Here is a 14,451-nt window from a genome sequence, read left to right as displayed (position 1 = left end):
TGACGGTGGTTAGGCGAAGGAGAAGAGGGCGATCGGGTCGGAGGTGGGCTGGCCCGAGCCGCCGGGGGGCTCGACGGTGATGCCGGCCCCGGTGGCCTTGCTCGCGTCTCCCTCGAGCACGACGACCTGGTCGGGCCCGGCCGGCATGACGCCGGCCGAGGCCATGTGCCCGGTCGGGTCCTGCAGCCACAGCTGGTAGACCTTGCCGTTCGGTGGCTGGGCCATCCTGGAGGTGACGATGACCGCCTTGTGGAGCGACTCGGAGCGCCACACCGTTGCCGACGAGCCGTCGGGGAAGCGCTTGGCCGTGCTGGTCCTGTCGCCCGCGGCCAGCACCTGGTCGGCGATCGCCCTGGACGGGTCGGTGTTGACCTGACGCCACACCGTGAAGCCGCCGATGGCGAGCACCGCCACCGTGGCAGCAGCCACGACGAGACGCCATCCGCGGGCGAGCCCGCGGGTGCTGCGGGTGCGACGTCGCTCGCCGAGCTCGTCATCGCGCGGGCCGGCAGCCGTCGGCTCCGCCCCGGTGGCTGCGGTCGGCTGGGGTGCCGGCGTGGGCGCGGCGACGTCGTCGACCGGCTCCTCACGCGGCACGGTGAGCGGCGGCAGGGGGCGGATGTTCGCGATGTCCGCGAGGATCTTCGCACGAAGGGAAGCCGGAGGGGTGGCCTCGGTCAGCACCGACAGCTCCGTTGCCGCCGCGACGAGGCTCTCGACCTCGGCCTGGCACGCGGAACAGTCGGCGAGGTGGCGCTCGAACCGGGCCCTCTCGACGGTGTCGAGGGCATCCACGGCATAGGCACCGGAGAGCGCGTGGATGTCGTCGCTCACAGTGTCACCCCCAGTGTGTCTCGTAGTCTGATGAGTCCATCTCTGATGCGGGTCTTGGCCGTCCCGAGCGGCAGGTCGAGCATCGACGCGACCTCGGTGTGCGTGTAGCCCCCGAGGTAGGCCAGCTCGAGGGCCTGTCGCTGGGCCTGGGTCAGCGTCCCCAGGGCCCGATGAACCCGCTCCGCATCCAGCCGTTCGACGACGGCCTCCGACGTGGAGTCGTGGGTGACGTCCTGCGTGCTGGCGCCATAACCTTCGTCGCGGTGGCGGGCGGCCTCCGCCGACCGGACCCGGTCGACGGCCTTGCGGTGGGCGATCGTGAGCATCCACGAGAGGGCAGCGCCCTTGGTCGGGTCGAAGCGTGCGCTGTGCCGCCAGATCTCGAGGAAGACCTCCTGGGTCACTTCCTCGGACTGGGCGGGATCGCGCACGACCCGACGAACGAGGCCGAAGAGCCGGGAGGAAACCGCGTCGTAGAGGTCTGCGAACGCCGTCTCATCTCCGGTCGCCGACCGGCGGAGCAGGTGCTCCAGCTGGACTGGGCGGGCGGCCCCTTCCGGCGAGTCATCGCCGGAAGGGACCACCGAGAACCGTGACATGGGGTCCATTGTGTCGCCCGTCGTCGTGGTGTGCGTCAGCCTGGTCGTAAGACGATCAGGGCATCAGGACGCCGTCGATGATGTAGACCGTGGCGTTGGCCGTCGGGACGTTGCCGCAGATGACCTTGGCGTCCATCTTGCCCACGGTGAAGTCCTCACCGGAGCCCTTGACCGTGATCGTGGTGCCGGCGAGGGTCTTGTGGTCGCCCGCGAGCTTGTCCGGGGCGATCTTTCCGGCCACGACGTGGTTCGTGAGGATCTTGGTGAGGGTCGGCTTGTCGGCCAGGACCTTCTTGAGGTCGGCCGCGGGGATCTTGGCGAACGCGTCGTTGACGGGCGCGAAGACGGTGATCTCGGGCGCCGAGTTGAGGGTGTCGACGAGGCCGGCGGTCTTGACGGCGGTGACGAGCGTCGAGAGCAGCGGGTTGTTGCCCGCGGCCGTCGCGACCGGGTCGGTCGCCATGCCGTTGAACGAGCCCTTGCCGTCCTTCGGCACGGCGGCGCAGCCCGCGCCGAAGACGGCCGACGACGCGTCCATCGAGTCGGACGAGCTCATCGTCTCGGACGGCGTCGGCGTCATGGCGTCGGAGGTGGCCGACGAGCTCGCGGCGGGCGTGCTGCCGGCACCGGCGGATGCGGTGTTGTCGGTGGAGCTGCCACAGGCGGCGAGGCTGAGCGGCAGGGCGATGGCGAGGGCGACGAGCCCGGTACGCGTCTTCATGGTCTTCATCTCGATAGCTCCTGGTGTGTGTGGTGGTGCACAGTCAGAGGGGGTTCGCTGCTGTCGCAGCTTTGGATTGGTTGTGGGACAAGCTTTTTCGCGGCGGGTGCTGAGGGTGCACTCAGGTGACGGTCACCACGACCTCCTGGATGCCGCTCGAGCCACTGGGGAAGGGCGTCGCGCGCTCGCTGATCTGGGCTCGCCCCGCGAGGTCTGTGGCGCGGACCGAGATGCGGTGCAGGCCGGGCTTCGCGTCCCACGGCAGGAACCACTGCCGCCAGTAGTCGATGCCGACGTCTGGACCGAGTCTCGTTGACTGCCAATCACCGTCGTCGATCTTGACCTCGACCTTGCCGACGCCGCGATGCTGCGCCCAGGCGACACCACCGACGGCTGTGCGGCCTGCAGGGATCGTCGAGAGCGGCGCCGGCGTGTCGATGCGGGCGCTCGTCTTGATCGGTGCGTCCGTCGCCCACTGGCGTTGGGTCCAGTACGCCTGGTCGGCGGCATACGTGGTGAGCGTGAGCTTCGTGAGCCACTTCGTGGCGCCGACGAAGCCGTAGAGGCCCGGGGTGATGAGGCGTGCGGGGAACCCGTGGGTGTCACTGAGCTGCGCGCCGTTCATGCCGATGGCCACCATGGCGTCGCGGCCGTCGCGGACGACCGACAGCGGGGTGCCGATGGTGAAGCCGTCGACGGCGGTGCTGAGCAGCTGGTCCGGGGCGCCCGTGACCCCGGCGCGGTCGAGCACGTCGGTGAGCCGCACCCCCAGCCAGCGGGCGGCGCCGATGTAGCCGCCGCCGACCTCGTTGGAGACGCACGTCATGGTGATGTCGCGCTCGATGAGCGGCATCGCGGACAGCTCGGCGAAGGTCATCGTGACGGGGCGCTCGACCATGCCGTCGACCTCCAGCGTCCACGTGTCCACGTCCACCTGGGGCACCACGAGGTTGGTGTCGACCCGGTAGAACTTGTCGGTCGGGGTGCGCAGGGGCGCGATGCCCTTGACCGTCGACTCGAGCCCCTTCGGCAACGGCTTGGCAGGGTCCTGGGCGCGCGGGAGGGCAAGCTGCTTCGCCCGCTGCGCGCCGGCGCGCAGCTGGCCGCCGGCGACGGCGAGGGTGGAGAGGACGGCGACACCGAGCGCGCCACCGAGGAACCCGCGCCTGCCGGTGCCGACGGCGCGAGGGATCGCGGCCGCCCGGTCCTCGCCCCCGGCGGCCCGCCGGGCGAGCCCGGCCAGCCACACCAGCACCGCGACACCGGCGGCCATGGCGGCGAGCGACGGCACGACGTCGCGCACGGCGGCCGCCGGTCGGAGCAGGGCGGACGCGCCGGCGAGACCGGTGAGCAGCACGATGAGACCCACGGCGAACGGCATCCTGCGGCGGCTGAGCAGCCCGGCGACGGCGGCGAGAGCCAGCGTCCCGGCCAGCACCGATCCCTGCAGCACCGCCTTGTCGGCGGTGCCGAAGCGCGCGATCGCCCACTCCTTGACGGGTGTCGGGGTGAGGTCGATGACGGTCGAACCGATCGCGAGGACCGGTGACGCGGCAGGCGACACGAACGCCGCGACGAGGTGGCCGGCGGCGATGCCCGCCATGGCGGCGAGGATCCCGCACAGGGCGAGGCGTAGACGTGTCATGCTCCGTGGTTCGGAGCAGTCGGCCCGGCCGGATGGCCGACGGCCCGGCCGCGCGGGGCGCGGTGCTCAGCCGCGGAGCAGGCGACGGATGGTCGTCCCGTACGCGAGCCGTGCGACGAGCGCGACGACGGGGTCGAGCGCCGCGGGCAGCGGGCGCACGCGGATGACCTGATCCCACTCGACCCGTGAGCCCCGCCCGGTGGGCACGACGGCGAGGTCGATCTGCCCGCGAACGACGTTGCCCTCCTTGCGGATCCGCGCAGTCCCGGCACTTTCGAGGGCAGGCGGACTGATCTGGTCCACCACCATGCGGTCGTCGAAGCCGACGGGCCCGACGGCCGTGCGGGCCACGAAACGTGACCCGGCTCGCAGCCCGTCAGCCGTCAGCACCTCACCGCGCAGGGTGGTCAGCGGGATGGCGCGGGTGTGCGCCCGCAGGTCGAGCAGGCGCCGCCACGCCTCGTCAGCGGGCAGCTCGGTCTCGACCACGACGGTGAAGTGCGCCATGGGCCACAGTCTCACCTACTGCGCGGCGGTCGAGGCAGGGCTCGCGGCCCGGCAGGGTCACCCGTTCAGCCAGGGGCGCCATGACACCTGTCACGGGCAGGCCGTGACCGTTGCCCCTGACGGTGGCCGCCGTGGCTTGGGAGAGTGGCACCGTGACCACATCGACCACAGCGACCGCCCCGGCCATCGAGCTGCGCCGTCTGGTGAAGACCTTTCCGCCGCAGCGTGGCTCGCACGACACCGAGGTGCGGGCCGTCGACGCGATCGACCTGCGCATCGAGCCGGGCGAGGTCGTCGCGTTCCTCGGCCCCAACGGCGCTGGCAAGACGACGACCCTGGACATGGTGCTCGGCCTGACCGAGCCCACGAGCGGCACGGTCGAGGTCTTCGGGCGCCGCCCACGCGAGGCCGTCGTCTCGGGCGCGGTGTCCGCCGTGCTGCAGACCGGCGGGCTGCTGCGCGACCTCACCGTCCGCGAGACGGTCCGCATGATCGCGTCGACATATGCCGTTCACTCGCCCGTCGACGAGGTCATCGACCGCGCCGGGCTGGCGACGCTCGCCGACCGCCGGGTCTCGAAGTGTTCGGGCGGCGAGCAGCAGCGGCTGCGTTTCGCGCTCGCGCTGCTGCCCGACCCGCGCCTGCTCGTCCTCGACGAACCGACCGCCGGTATGGACGTCACGGCCCGCCGCGACTTCTGGGACACGATGCACGCCGACGCCAGCGCCGGCCGCACCGTCGTCTTCGCCACGCACTACCTCGAGGAGGCCGATGCCTTCGCCGACCGCATCGTCCTGGTCGCGGGTGGTCGCATCGTCGCCGACGGCACGACCGCCGAGATCCGGTCGCGAGCCAGCGGGCGCACGGTGTCGGCGACGCTGCCCGAGCAGTCCCGCTCGCGCGCGGTCGCCGTGCTCAGGGGGACCGACGGCGTGCGCGGCATCGAGGAGCGCGGCGCCCGGGTGCTCGTCTCCGCGACCGACTCCGACGCGGTGGCCCGGCTCCTGCTCGGCGAGCTGGGCGGCACCGACCTCGAGATCGTCACCGCCGGGCTCGAGCAGGCCTTCATGGCCCTGACCGGCGACGGGCGCGACCGCACCACCGACGGCGAGGGCGCCGCCGACAGCGGCCACGCCGCCCGACTCGATGCCCGGCTCGATGCCAGACACGACCACCACGACGAGGAGCTCGTCCGATGAACGCGACCTTCACCCTGCTCGAGATGCGCCGGATCACGCGCGACTGGGCCGGCATGTTCTTCACCGCCGTGCTGCCGGCGTTCTTCTACCTGATCTTCGGCTCGACGGTCGACGCGAAGAGCGCCGACATCGGCAACGGCAACGTCGCGATGTACGTGATGATCAGCATGGCGGCATACGGCGCCGTCACGGCCACGACGAGCATCGGCGGCAACGCCGCGGTCGAGCGCGTGCAGGGCTGGGGACGCCAGCTCGGCCTCACGCCGCTGGCCGACAGCTCGTACATCGCCATGAAGGCGCTCATCGCGATGACCGTCGCGGCCGTGCCGATCCTGCTCACCTACGTGCTCGGCGCCATCACCGGCGCCAAGGGGTCGGCGGCCGCGTGGGCCCTCAGCGCCGCGCTCGTGCTCCTCGGGTCGTCGGTCTTCGCGCTCTACGGCCTGCTCATCGGCACGGCGTTCCGCTCGGAGGCGGCCGTCGGCGCGGCCGCCGGCACGCTCGTGATCTTCGCCTTCCTCGGCAACCTCTTCATCCCGCTCTCGGGCGCGCTGCTGTCGTTCGCCAAGCTCACCCCCCTCTACGGGTATGCCGCCCTGGCGCGCTACCCGCTCACCGAAGGGTTCCTGCCCGACGGGTCGCGTGACCCGCTCTGGCTGCCGGTCGCGAACGTCGTCGGGTGGGCGCTCGTCTTCGGGGTGCTGGCGACGGTGCTCGTGCGGCGCGGGCGGGAGCGCCAGTGACGGCCGTGGATCCCCTCGCCGCCGGCCCGACGGTGGACAATCCGTGGGAGCGCTGGTCGTGGGTCGTCCAGGGTGTCTGGCTCGTCTTCCTCGTCTTCCCGGTGCTCGCCGTCGTCAACACCGGCCGCCCGGGCTGGCAGGTCGTCGTCGGCCTCGCGCTCATCGCCGTCTTCGGTCTCGTCTACGCCCTCGGCGCGCAGCACCTGCAGCGGCTCGAGCGCGACTGCCGGCCACGGACGCGTCGGGGCGTGGCCTACCTGACCGTCCTCGTCGCCTGCACGGTCGCGATGGCGGCACTCATCGGGGTCGGCAGCCTCAGCTTCCTGCCGTTCGTCGTGTCGTTCGGCATGTTCGCCCTGCCGGTCGTGTGGGCCATGGCGCAGGGGGTCGTCGGCGTGGTCGTCGCGGCCCTCGCGGCCGTGTTCGTCGCCCCCGGGGAGGACACGTGGGTCGTCGCGATCATCGTCTTCGCCGTCGGGTCGATGACGGCGGTCATCCGCCTCATGAGCGAGCGGGGCGAGCAGTACCAGGCGATGTCGCGCGAGCTGGCCCTCGTCGCCGAACGTGAGCGCGTGGCCCGCGACGTGCACGACGTGCTCGGCCACTCCCTCACCGTCGTCACGGTCAAGGCCGAGCTGGCGGAGCGGCTCGTCGACCTCGACCCGGAGCGCGCCAAGGCCGAGCTCGCCGAGATCCAGGCCCTGAGCCGCCAGGCGCTCGCCGAGATCCGCGAGACCGTGGGCGGCCTGCGCCAGGCGCGGCTCGACAACGAGCTCGCCTCGGCCAGAACGGCGCTCGCGGGTGCAGGCATCGAGGCCCACGTGCCCGACGACCCGGCGGCCGTCGACCCGCGGCACCGCACGGTGCTGGCGTGGGTGCTGCGCGAGGCGACGACGAACGTCGTGCGGCACAGCGACGCCGACGCGTGCTGGGTCGAGCTCGACAGCGACCGCCTGACGGTGCGCGACGACGGCCGCGGGCTCGGCGGGCGACCCGAGGGCAACGGCATACGCGGGCTGCGTGAGAGGGTCGAGGCCGCGGGAGGGCGCCTCTCGCTCGAGACCGGCCGCGAAGGCCACGGAACCGTGCTGGAGGTGCGGCTGTGAGCGAGACGGTCAAGGTGCTGCTCGCCGACGACCAGGCCCTCGTGCGGGGCGCGCTCGCGGCGCTGCTGGCGCTCGAGCCCGACCTCGAGGTCGTCGCCGAGGTCGGCCGCGGCGACGAGGTCGTCGACGCGGCGCGGCGTTCCGGCGCGCAGGTGTGCCTGCTCGACATCGAGATGCCCGGCATCGACGGCATCGCGGCCGCTGCGGCTGTGCGCGACGAGCTGCCGGGCGTGCGCACCCTCGTGGTGACGACCTTCGGGCGCCCCGGCTACCTGCGCCGCGCCCTCGAGGCGGGGGCCTCCGGCTTCGTCGTCAAGGACACCCCGGCGCGGCAGCTCGCCGAGGCCGTGCGCCGGGTGCACGCGGGGCTGAGGGTCGTCGACCCCTCGCTGGCCACCGAGTCGCTCGTCGACGGTGCGAACCCGCTCACCGAGCGCGAGCGCGAGGTGCTCCGGGTGGCGCTGCGCGGCGGCACCGTAGCCGCCATCGCCGGCCAGGTGCACCTGTCTGCGGGCACCGTGCGCAACCACCTGTCCGCCGCCATCGGCAAGACCGGCACGTCCACCCGCGCCGAGGCCGCCCGGGTCGCCCAGGAGCGCGGCTGGCTCTGACGCACCCCTCGCCAGCACGCCTCGCCAGCACGCCTCGTCGACTCTCCCGGTCTGCAGGGTGTCTCTGGTGGATGCTGAAGGTGCAGCCCACTGCTCGCACGACTGAACCCGCGCGTCGTCTCACGGCGTTCAGGGTGTGGAGGTTTCCCACGGTCAGCGCGTCGTAAGGGAGGGCGAGATGCGACCGAGCGACGAGGACCAGTTCACCGACTTCGTGCGTGCACACAGCGCCACGCTGTTCCGCACCGCGTACCTGATGACGGGTGACTACCAGCGAGCAGAGGACCTCCTGCAGACGACGTTGGTGCGCGTCTACCAGCGGTGGCCCCGGGTGCAGGAGATGCACCGTCCCGTGGGCTATGCGCGCAAGGTGCTCGTGAGCCAGTCGAGCTCGTGGTGGCGCCGGCGTTCGTCGCACGAGTCGCCCGGGCTGAGGACCGACGAGCCGGACGGGGTCGACGTGGTGCGTGACCTCGACGAGCACGAACGCGTCTGGGCCGCCGTCCTCAGCCTGCCGCCGCGGCAGCGCGCCGTGATGGTCCTGCGCTACTACGAGGACCTGACCGAGGCCGAGATCGCCGCCACGCTCGACATGGCGCCGGGCACGGTCAAGAGCCACGCCCACGCCGCCTCCCACCGGCTCGCCGAGATGTTGGCAGAGCCGGTCACCCCGCGAGCCGAGGAGGCGACGTCATGACGCTCGACGAACGTCTCTCTCGGGCCGCTCACGAGCTGGCCGACCGGGTCGCTGCGCCGGAGGTCGACGTCGCGGCGGTGAAGCGCACGGTTCGCCGGAACCGTCGCAGGACGGCCGCAGGTGTGGTGGTGGCGGCCGTGCTGGCGGCCACGGTCCTGGGCATCGTCCTCGTCTCCCGGGGCACGGACCGGCCGGTGCCGGCCCCGCGCCCACCGACTCTGGGGGCCGGGCCGGTCTGGTACGACTCGGCCGGGCTGCACCGCGGCGACGTCGTCGTGACCACGCCGGTCCCGCTGGTCAACGCGGAGGGCGGGGGCGTTCTCGCGCTGGTGCGCGAGGGCGCCGTCTACCTCGACCCGGCTCGCCAGGACGTCTGGTACCACGCGTGGAACGGCGTGCCGCGGGTCATCGGTCGCTCCCCGACGGGGCCCGCAGGCGACCCGGACAGCGGCTTCGCCGCCTGGTTCGACCCCGACGGCACGCTCATGGTCTACGACACGCTCGAGGGGCGCGAGATCGGCCAGTTCACGGGACTGGATGCGGTGAGGGACTTCGCCGGGCGCGAGCACGTCGACGGGGGCAACGGGTTCCTGCACGTCTCGACGCACGAGGTGGTGTGGCGATCGGACTTCGCCGTGCACCGGATCGACCTGGTGAGCGGCGCGTTCGCCGACGTGTGGACCGGGAAGCCGACACCCGAGAGTCTCAGCGCTCTCCTTCCTGTGGATGTGCACGACTCGACGCAGTACTGGGGGAGCCTCGATGGCGCGGTCCCGGCCCTGGGTGGGCCGGCCCCTAGGCTCAAGGCGGACCACCGGCCAGCGGTGACGCTCCCGGAGCTGGAGTCCTGGGGGCGGCTCAGCGCCGATGGCTCCTTCCTGCTGGCACCCTGGGAAGGGCGCGAGCCGCCCTCTCATGGTTCGGCGCTGGTGGACACCCGGACCGGAAGGATGTGGGTCCTGCCGGAACGGAACGCCTACCACTACCTCTCGTGGTCCTACGGGCACCTCGCCCTCGCGCTCGTGCATCACGACGACGGGAGTGGTGACGTGCTCCTGGCCTGCGACGGTGTCACGCACGCGTGCGACCGGCTCGTGCCCCGAGGCGAGGTGCTGCTGCCCGCCTCCTGACCCCCGCGGCTCCCGGCAGATGGTTTGGTCCTCGAAATGTCGACTCCGCGCGCCGCCGATCGACGTCGTGGTGGAGGCTGGGACCGACCCGGCCGGCACCCCAAGGAGTTCCGATGCGCTACCTGATGATTCACAAGATCGACGAGGCCCGCCCCGAGGCCTGGAACCCGAGCCAGGAGTTCCAGGACGCGATGGCCGACCTCATGAACGAGTGCGCCGAGTCGGGCGTGCTGCTCGCCGCCGAGGGCGTGACCCAGACCAAGGACGGTGCCGTCATCCGCAAGACGGAGGGCGCCGGCGTCTCCGTCACCGACGGGCCGTTCAGCGAGGCCCGCGAGGTCATCGGCGGCTTCGCCCTGGTCAACGTGTCGAGCAAGGAGGAGGCCGTCGAGCTCGCGTCGCGGTTCGCCTCGCTCTTCGACGAGGTCTCGGTCGAGGTGCGCCGCGTCTTCGAGTTCGAGGACGCCCCGCAGGGCTGAGCACGTATGCCGTCGGGCGGGGTCGCCGTCAGGCCGGCGCAGGCCGTGGCGTCGAGGCGCCCGGCGTCCCCGCGCGCCGGGCCATGAAGGCCGTGACGAGCTCGGCGACGCCGATGAGGACGAGCATGACGCCGGCGAGCCGCGCGAGCAGCACGAGTGACGAGCCGGGGAAGATCGCGACGACGAGGCCGGCGAGCACGGAGACGACGCCGCTCGCGACGAGGAACGTGCGGGCCGTTGCGCTGCGCCCGGCGCGCACGCCCTGCGCCACGGCGGCGACGCCCTCCGAGAGCCAGCCGGCGGCGATGACGATCGCGACGACGAGCAGCGAGGTGCCCGGCCGCAGCAGGCAGATGATGCCGGCGACGACCGACAGGGCGCCGAGGACCAGCGACACCGGCTTGAGCCAGGCGGGCTCGGTCGGCAGCAGCCGGCTCGTGGAGATGCGCAGCGCTCCGGCGACGACGAGCTCGAGACCGAAGGTGATCGCGACGACGAGCAGCGTGACGCCGGGCCACGCGAGCACGAGGACGCCGAGCACGATCGAGAGGATGCCGAGCGCGACCAGCGGCAGGGTCCAGTGGGACTCCTCGAGGGTGGCGCGGTGCCTGCCTCGGGCGCGAGCGACGCCGGCGCTCTGGCGCTCGGGGTCGGGCGACGTGGCGTCGGGGACGGTGCTCGACATGGTTGCTCCTGAGGGGTGAGGGCGGCCCGAGGTGCGGTCGCTCCCAGTCTGACCCCGTCATGGGTCGCGAACACCCCAAACCGCGCAGATCGCGCCACACCCACCAACGCCCGAGCCGTGGCATCCGCACAGGCCTACCGATAGCGTCGGCGAGGTGAACATCATCTTCGTGGAGCCGTCGTTCCCGGCGAACCAGCGCCGCTTCGTGCACGCGCTCGCCTCGGTGGGGGCCAACGTCTACGGCATCGGTGAGTCCGAGGAGGGGCACCTCGGCGACGAGGTCCTCGGGGCGCTGCGCGGCTACTACCGCGTCGGGTCGGTCACGAACGTCGACCAGATGGTCGAGGCGGTGCGCTTCTTCCAGGACAAGGTCTGGATCGACGCGCTCGAGGCGACGGTCGAGGCGCACACGATGCCCGCCGCCCAGGTGCGCGAGGCGTGCGGCATCCCCGGCACGAGCGTCCGCACGACGTGGTTGTGCCGCGACAAACCGTCGATGAAGGAGGCGCTGCGCCAGGCGGGTGTGCCGACGGCCGCGAGCGCTGCCGTCGACTCGGCCGGCGAGGCGCGGGCCTTCGCCGAGCGCGAGGGCTACCCGCTCATCCTCAAGCCGCGCGCCGGCGCCGGCGCGCAGGGCACGGTGCGCGTCGACGACGATCGCGAGCTCGAGGACGCGCTGGCGGCATACGGCCGCGAGGGGGCGACGTCGATCGCCATCGAGGAGTTCGTCGAGGGCCACGAGGGCTTCTACGACACGATCACGCTCGACGGGCACGTCGTGCACGACTGGGCGACCCACTACTACCCGAACGTGCTCGAGGCGATGCGCCACCGCTGGATCTCGCCGCAGTTCATCACGACCAACCGCATCGACGAGCCCGGCAACTCCTTCTACGCGGAGGTGCGCGAGCTCGGCCGGCGCGTCATCTCGGCCCTCGGCATCGAGACGTCGGCCACGCACATGGAGTGGTTCTACGGCCCGAAGGGCCTGAAGTTCAGCGAGATCGGCTGCCGCCCGCCGGGCGTCGGCGCGTGGGACGTCTACTCCGCCGCGAACGAGGTCGACGTCTACCGCGAGTGGGCGCACGTCATCACGCACCGCGCCCCCGAGCAGCAGATGAAGCGGACGTATGCCGCCGGCATCGTCGCGCTGCGCCCTGATCGTGACGGGTCGATCACCGGCTACAGCGGCATCGACGAGATCCAGGCGCGCTACGGCGAGTGGGTCATCGACGGCCACTTCCCGCCGGTTGGCCACGCCACGCAGGGGGTCGAGGCCGGCTACATGGCCAACGCATGGGTGCGGTTGCGCCACCCCGACTACGACACCGTCAAGGCGATGCTCGACGACGTCGGCAGCACCATCCGCGTGCACGCCGGCTGACGCGCGCACTCGATGACGACGATCCTGCTCGGGCCCCAGCGGTTCACGACGACCGTGGGCGCGATCGTGCGTTCCCTCGGCGTCGACGGGCCCATCGCCATGGTCAACTCCGGCTGGGAGGAGCGCGAGTCCGACGACGCCGAGCTCGCCGGCCACCTCGCCGGGCGGGGCGTCAACCTGCGCCTCTACCGCCGGGCGTTCGAGCTGCTGCAGGCCGACCACGAGCTGCGCGCCGTCGTGCTCGACCACCGGGCCCGGCACGACGAGCTGCGCGCCTTCTACGGCCTGCGCCTCCAGTCGGCCTGGGACACCGTCTTCGCGGTGCGCCACCGCACGTCGCGGCACGGCATCGGCGAGGGGGCGGAGCGGTCCGCGCTGCAGGCGCTGCGTGACGTCGACGACTGGTACGCGTACGAGGTGGCCCGGCTCGTCGAGCAGACGGCGGCCACCGACGTTCTCCGGGGCAGCGCGGCGCTCGCGGCCCAGCGCGCCGAGATCGCCGGGCTGCTGTCCTCCGCGGCGGCCGTCGTCGTGGCCGGCGGGCACGTCGGCCTGCTCATGGAGACCCTGCGGCTCTTCGCCGTCTCGATCCCCGCGACGACACCCGTCGTCGCCTGGTCGGCCGGCGCGATGGCCGTGTGCGACCCCGTCGTCCTCTTCCACGACTTCGCGCCGCACGGGGTGACCGCCCCCGAGGTGCACGACCGCGGGATGGGGCGCGTCCGCGGTCTCGTGCCGCTGCCCCACGCCCGTCGGCGCCTCGACCTCGACGACCGGGACCGGATGGCGGTCTTCGCGGCGCGCTTCCCGGCCCACCGCCTGGTGCCGCTCGACCCCGGCACGGTCATCCGGCTCGGCACCCACGACGCCGACGGTCGCGCCGTGCTCCCGGACGGTACGCGTGTGCTGACCACCGCAGGCACCGTCGTCACCGAGGGGGCCGCGTGAGCACCCAGGCCCGCACGGCGCGGCTCGCCGTCAACCAGCTGCGCCAACGGCTGCCGCTCGACGGGCCGGCCATCGACCGGTTCATCGAGCGGTTCGGCTGCCCCATCATCGAGGGCGAGCGCGCGACGTTCCTCTACCGCGGCGACGTCGACGAGGTGTGGGTTCGCCACCGCGTGGTGGGTCTGCCGGACCCGTTGCCGCTCAAGCGCATCGGCGAGTCGGACCTGTGGGCGGTGACGACGGTCCTGCCCGAGGGCTCACGGGTGGAGTACCAGATCGAGATCCGCAAGGGCGACCAGTACGAACGCTTCAACGACCCCCTCAACCCGCGCCTCGCGCACAGCCCGATGGGGTCGTCGTCGGTGTGCGCCGCGGTCGGCTACCGGGTGCCCGACTGGGTGGCGTTCGACCCCGAGGCGCGGCAGGGCACGCTCGTCGAGGAGCAGATCCGCAGCAAGGCCTTGCGCCGCGACCAGCCGGTGCAGATCTACCTGCCGGCGCGCTTCAACCGGGCCCAGCGCTACCCGCTGCTCGTCGTGCACGACGGCACCGACTTCCTCCAGTTCGCGGCGATGAAGACGGTGCTCGACAACCTCATCCACCGGCTCGACATCGACCCGCTCGTCGCCGTCTTCGTGCCGCCGCGCGACCGGCTCAAGGAGTATCCGAACCACGCACCGCACGCCCGCTTCATCGCGCGCGAGCTCGTGCCGCTGCTGACCCAGCGGCTGCCGCTCTTCGACACCCCGGAGGCCCGCTGCCTCATGGGCAGCTCGTTCGGCGGGATCGCCTCGCTGTCCACGGCGGTGCGCTACCCGGGCTACTTCGGCTCGCTCATGCTGCAGTCGGCCTCGCTCGTCTTCACCGACATCGGCTTCGACCACGGCGGCGGACCCGCCTTCGACCCGGTGGTGAAGTTCGTCAACCGCTTCCGCGAGAAGCCCTCCGCCGTCGTCGACCGCATCTTCATGACGTGCGGCGTCTACGAGCCGCTCATCACGCCGAACCGGTCGATGGTCCCCGTCTTCCGGCACACCGGCATGAAGGTGCGCTACACGGAGTCGCGTGACGGCCACAACTGGGAGAACTGGCGCGACCGCCTCGGCGACGGCCTCTCCTGGATCTTCCCCGGACCCCAGAAGTTCGTCTACGAGTGACGGGCA

The 14,451-nt window shown here is 72.2% G+C and carries 16 protein-coding genes; 10 read left to right on the top strand and 6 right to left on the bottom strand.

Annotation, left to right across the window (positions count from 1 at the left end; translation table 11 throughout):
• Positions 1 to 9: 9 nt before the first annotated feature.
• The 5 genes from ACXR8F_RS04610 to ACXR8F_RS04590 form a co-directional block, all read right to left on the bottom strand.
• Positions 10 to 834: an anti-sigma factor gene (locus ACXR8F_RS04610; RefSeq protein ID WP_458798942.1), complete on the bottom strand. Its 825-nt coding sequence runs from the start codon at positions 832 to 834 to the stop codon at positions 10 to 12.
• Positions 831 to 1,442 (bottom strand): ECF RNA polymerase sigma factor SigK, encoded by a 612-nt coding sequence (gene sigK, locus ACXR8F_RS04605; protein WP_458798941.1) that lies wholly within the window; start codon positions 1,440 to 1,442, stop codon positions 831 to 833. Before sigK ends, ACXR8F_RS04610 begins: the two co-directional genes overlap by 4 nt.
• Before the next feature lie 46 nt (positions 1,443 to 1,488).
• Entirely contained in the window at positions 1,489 to 2,163 is a 675-nt protein-coding gene (locus ACXR8F_RS04600) for a fasciclin domain-containing protein (RefSeq protein ID WP_458798940.1), read from the bottom strand.
• Between the two features lie 112 nt (positions 2,164 to 2,275).
• Positions 2,276 to 3,799 (bottom strand): molybdopterin-dependent oxidoreductase, encoded by a 1,524-nt coding sequence (locus ACXR8F_RS04595; protein ID WP_458798939.1) that lies wholly within the window; start codon positions 3,797 to 3,799, stop codon positions 2,276 to 2,278.
• A 66-nt stretch (positions 3,800 to 3,865) separates the two neighbouring features.
• Positions 3,866 to 4,306, bottom strand: coding sequence for an SRPBCC family protein (locus ACXR8F_RS04590; RefSeq protein WP_045188778.1), 441 nt, complete (start codon positions 4,304 to 4,306; stop codon positions 3,866 to 3,868).
• A gap of 152 nt (positions 4,307 to 4,458) precedes the next feature.
• Here ACXR8F_RS04590 and ACXR8F_RS04585 point away from each other — a divergent pair, with 152 nt between their 5' ends.
• The 7 genes from ACXR8F_RS04585 (at position 4,459) to ACXR8F_RS04555 (ending at position 10,271) form a co-directional block, all read left to right on the top strand.
• Positions 4,459 to 5,505, top strand: coding sequence for an ABC transporter ATP-binding protein (locus ACXR8F_RS04585; protein WP_458798938.1), 1,047 nt, complete (start codon positions 4,459 to 4,461; stop codon positions 5,503 to 5,505).
• The gene (locus tag ACXR8F_RS04580; protein ID WP_045188777.1) at positions 5,502 to 6,248 is read left to right on the top strand and encodes an ABC transporter permease; all 747 of its coding nucleotides are present in this window, start codon (positions 5,502 to 5,504) and stop codon (positions 6,246 to 6,248) included. Before ACXR8F_RS04585 ends, ACXR8F_RS04580 begins: the two co-directional genes overlap by 4 nt.
• A 5-nt stretch (positions 6,249 to 6,253) precedes the next feature.
• Complete coding sequence (locus ACXR8F_RS04575; protein ID WP_458798937.1) at positions 6,254 to 7,354, top strand: sensor histidine kinase; 1,101 nt, start codon at positions 6,254 to 6,256, stop codon at positions 7,352 to 7,354.
• Positions 7,351 to 7,965, top strand: a complete 615-nt coding sequence (locus tag ACXR8F_RS04570) for a response regulator transcription factor (protein WP_045188776.1) — start codon at positions 7,351 to 7,353, stop codon at positions 7,963 to 7,965. The genes ACXR8F_RS04575 and ACXR8F_RS04570 overlap by 4 nt, the downstream gene beginning before the upstream one ends.
• 178 nt (positions 7,966 to 8,143) lie before the next feature.
• Positions 8,144 to 8,662: a SigE family RNA polymerase sigma factor gene (locus ACXR8F_RS04565; RefSeq protein WP_458798936.1), complete on the top strand. Its 519-nt coding sequence runs from the start codon at positions 8,144 to 8,146 to the stop codon at positions 8,660 to 8,662.
• Entirely contained in the window at positions 8,659 to 9,792 is a 1,134-nt protein-coding gene (locus tag ACXR8F_RS04560) for a hypothetical protein (protein WP_458798935.1), read from the top strand. Before ACXR8F_RS04565 ends, ACXR8F_RS04560 begins: the two co-directional genes overlap by 4 nt.
• 113 nt (positions 9,793 to 9,905) lie before the next feature.
• Positions 9,906 to 10,271 carry a YciI family protein gene (locus tag ACXR8F_RS04555; protein ID WP_458798934.1) on the top strand — a complete coding sequence of 122 codons (366 nt, stop codon included), beginning with the start codon at positions 9,906 to 9,908 and terminating at the stop codon, positions 10,269 to 10,271.
• 28 nt (positions 10,272 to 10,299) lie between these two features.
• Here ACXR8F_RS04555 and ACXR8F_RS04550 read toward each other — a convergent pair whose 3' ends face one another.
• Complete coding sequence (locus ACXR8F_RS04550) at positions 10,300 to 10,956, bottom strand: HdeD family acid-resistance protein (protein WP_458798933.1); 657 nt, start codon at positions 10,954 to 10,956, stop codon at positions 10,300 to 10,302.
• A 154-nt stretch (positions 10,957 to 11,110) separates the two neighbouring features.
• Here ACXR8F_RS04550 and ACXR8F_RS04545 point away from each other — a divergent pair, with 154 nt between their 5' ends.
• From ACXR8F_RS04545 to ACXR8F_RS04535, 3 genes are read left to right on the top strand one after another with little or no spacing between them, the layout of a single operon-like run.
• Positions 11,111 to 12,340 (top strand): ATP-grasp domain-containing protein, encoded by a 1,230-nt coding sequence (locus ACXR8F_RS04545; protein WP_458798932.1) that lies wholly within the window; start codon positions 11,111 to 11,113, stop codon positions 12,338 to 12,340.
• Between the two features lie 12 nt (positions 12,341 to 12,352).
• Positions 12,353 to 13,288 (top strand): hypothetical protein, encoded by a 936-nt coding sequence (locus ACXR8F_RS04540; RefSeq protein ID WP_458798931.1) that lies wholly within the window; start codon positions 12,353 to 12,355, stop codon positions 13,286 to 13,288.
• On the top strand, positions 13,285 to 14,445 hold the full coding sequence (locus ACXR8F_RS04535; RefSeq protein ID WP_458798930.1) for an alpha/beta hydrolase-fold protein: 1,161 nt from the start codon (positions 13,285 to 13,287) through the stop codon (positions 14,443 to 14,445). Before ACXR8F_RS04540 ends, ACXR8F_RS04535 begins: the two co-directional genes overlap by 4 nt.
• The last annotated feature ends 6 nt before the right edge of the window (positions 14,446 to 14,451 follow it).

This window comes from Terrabacter sp. AAH1 (assembly GCF_054456855.1).
The sequence above is the reverse complement of the archived record's forward strand: the minus strand, read 5'-3'. Positions and strand labels throughout refer to the sequence as shown.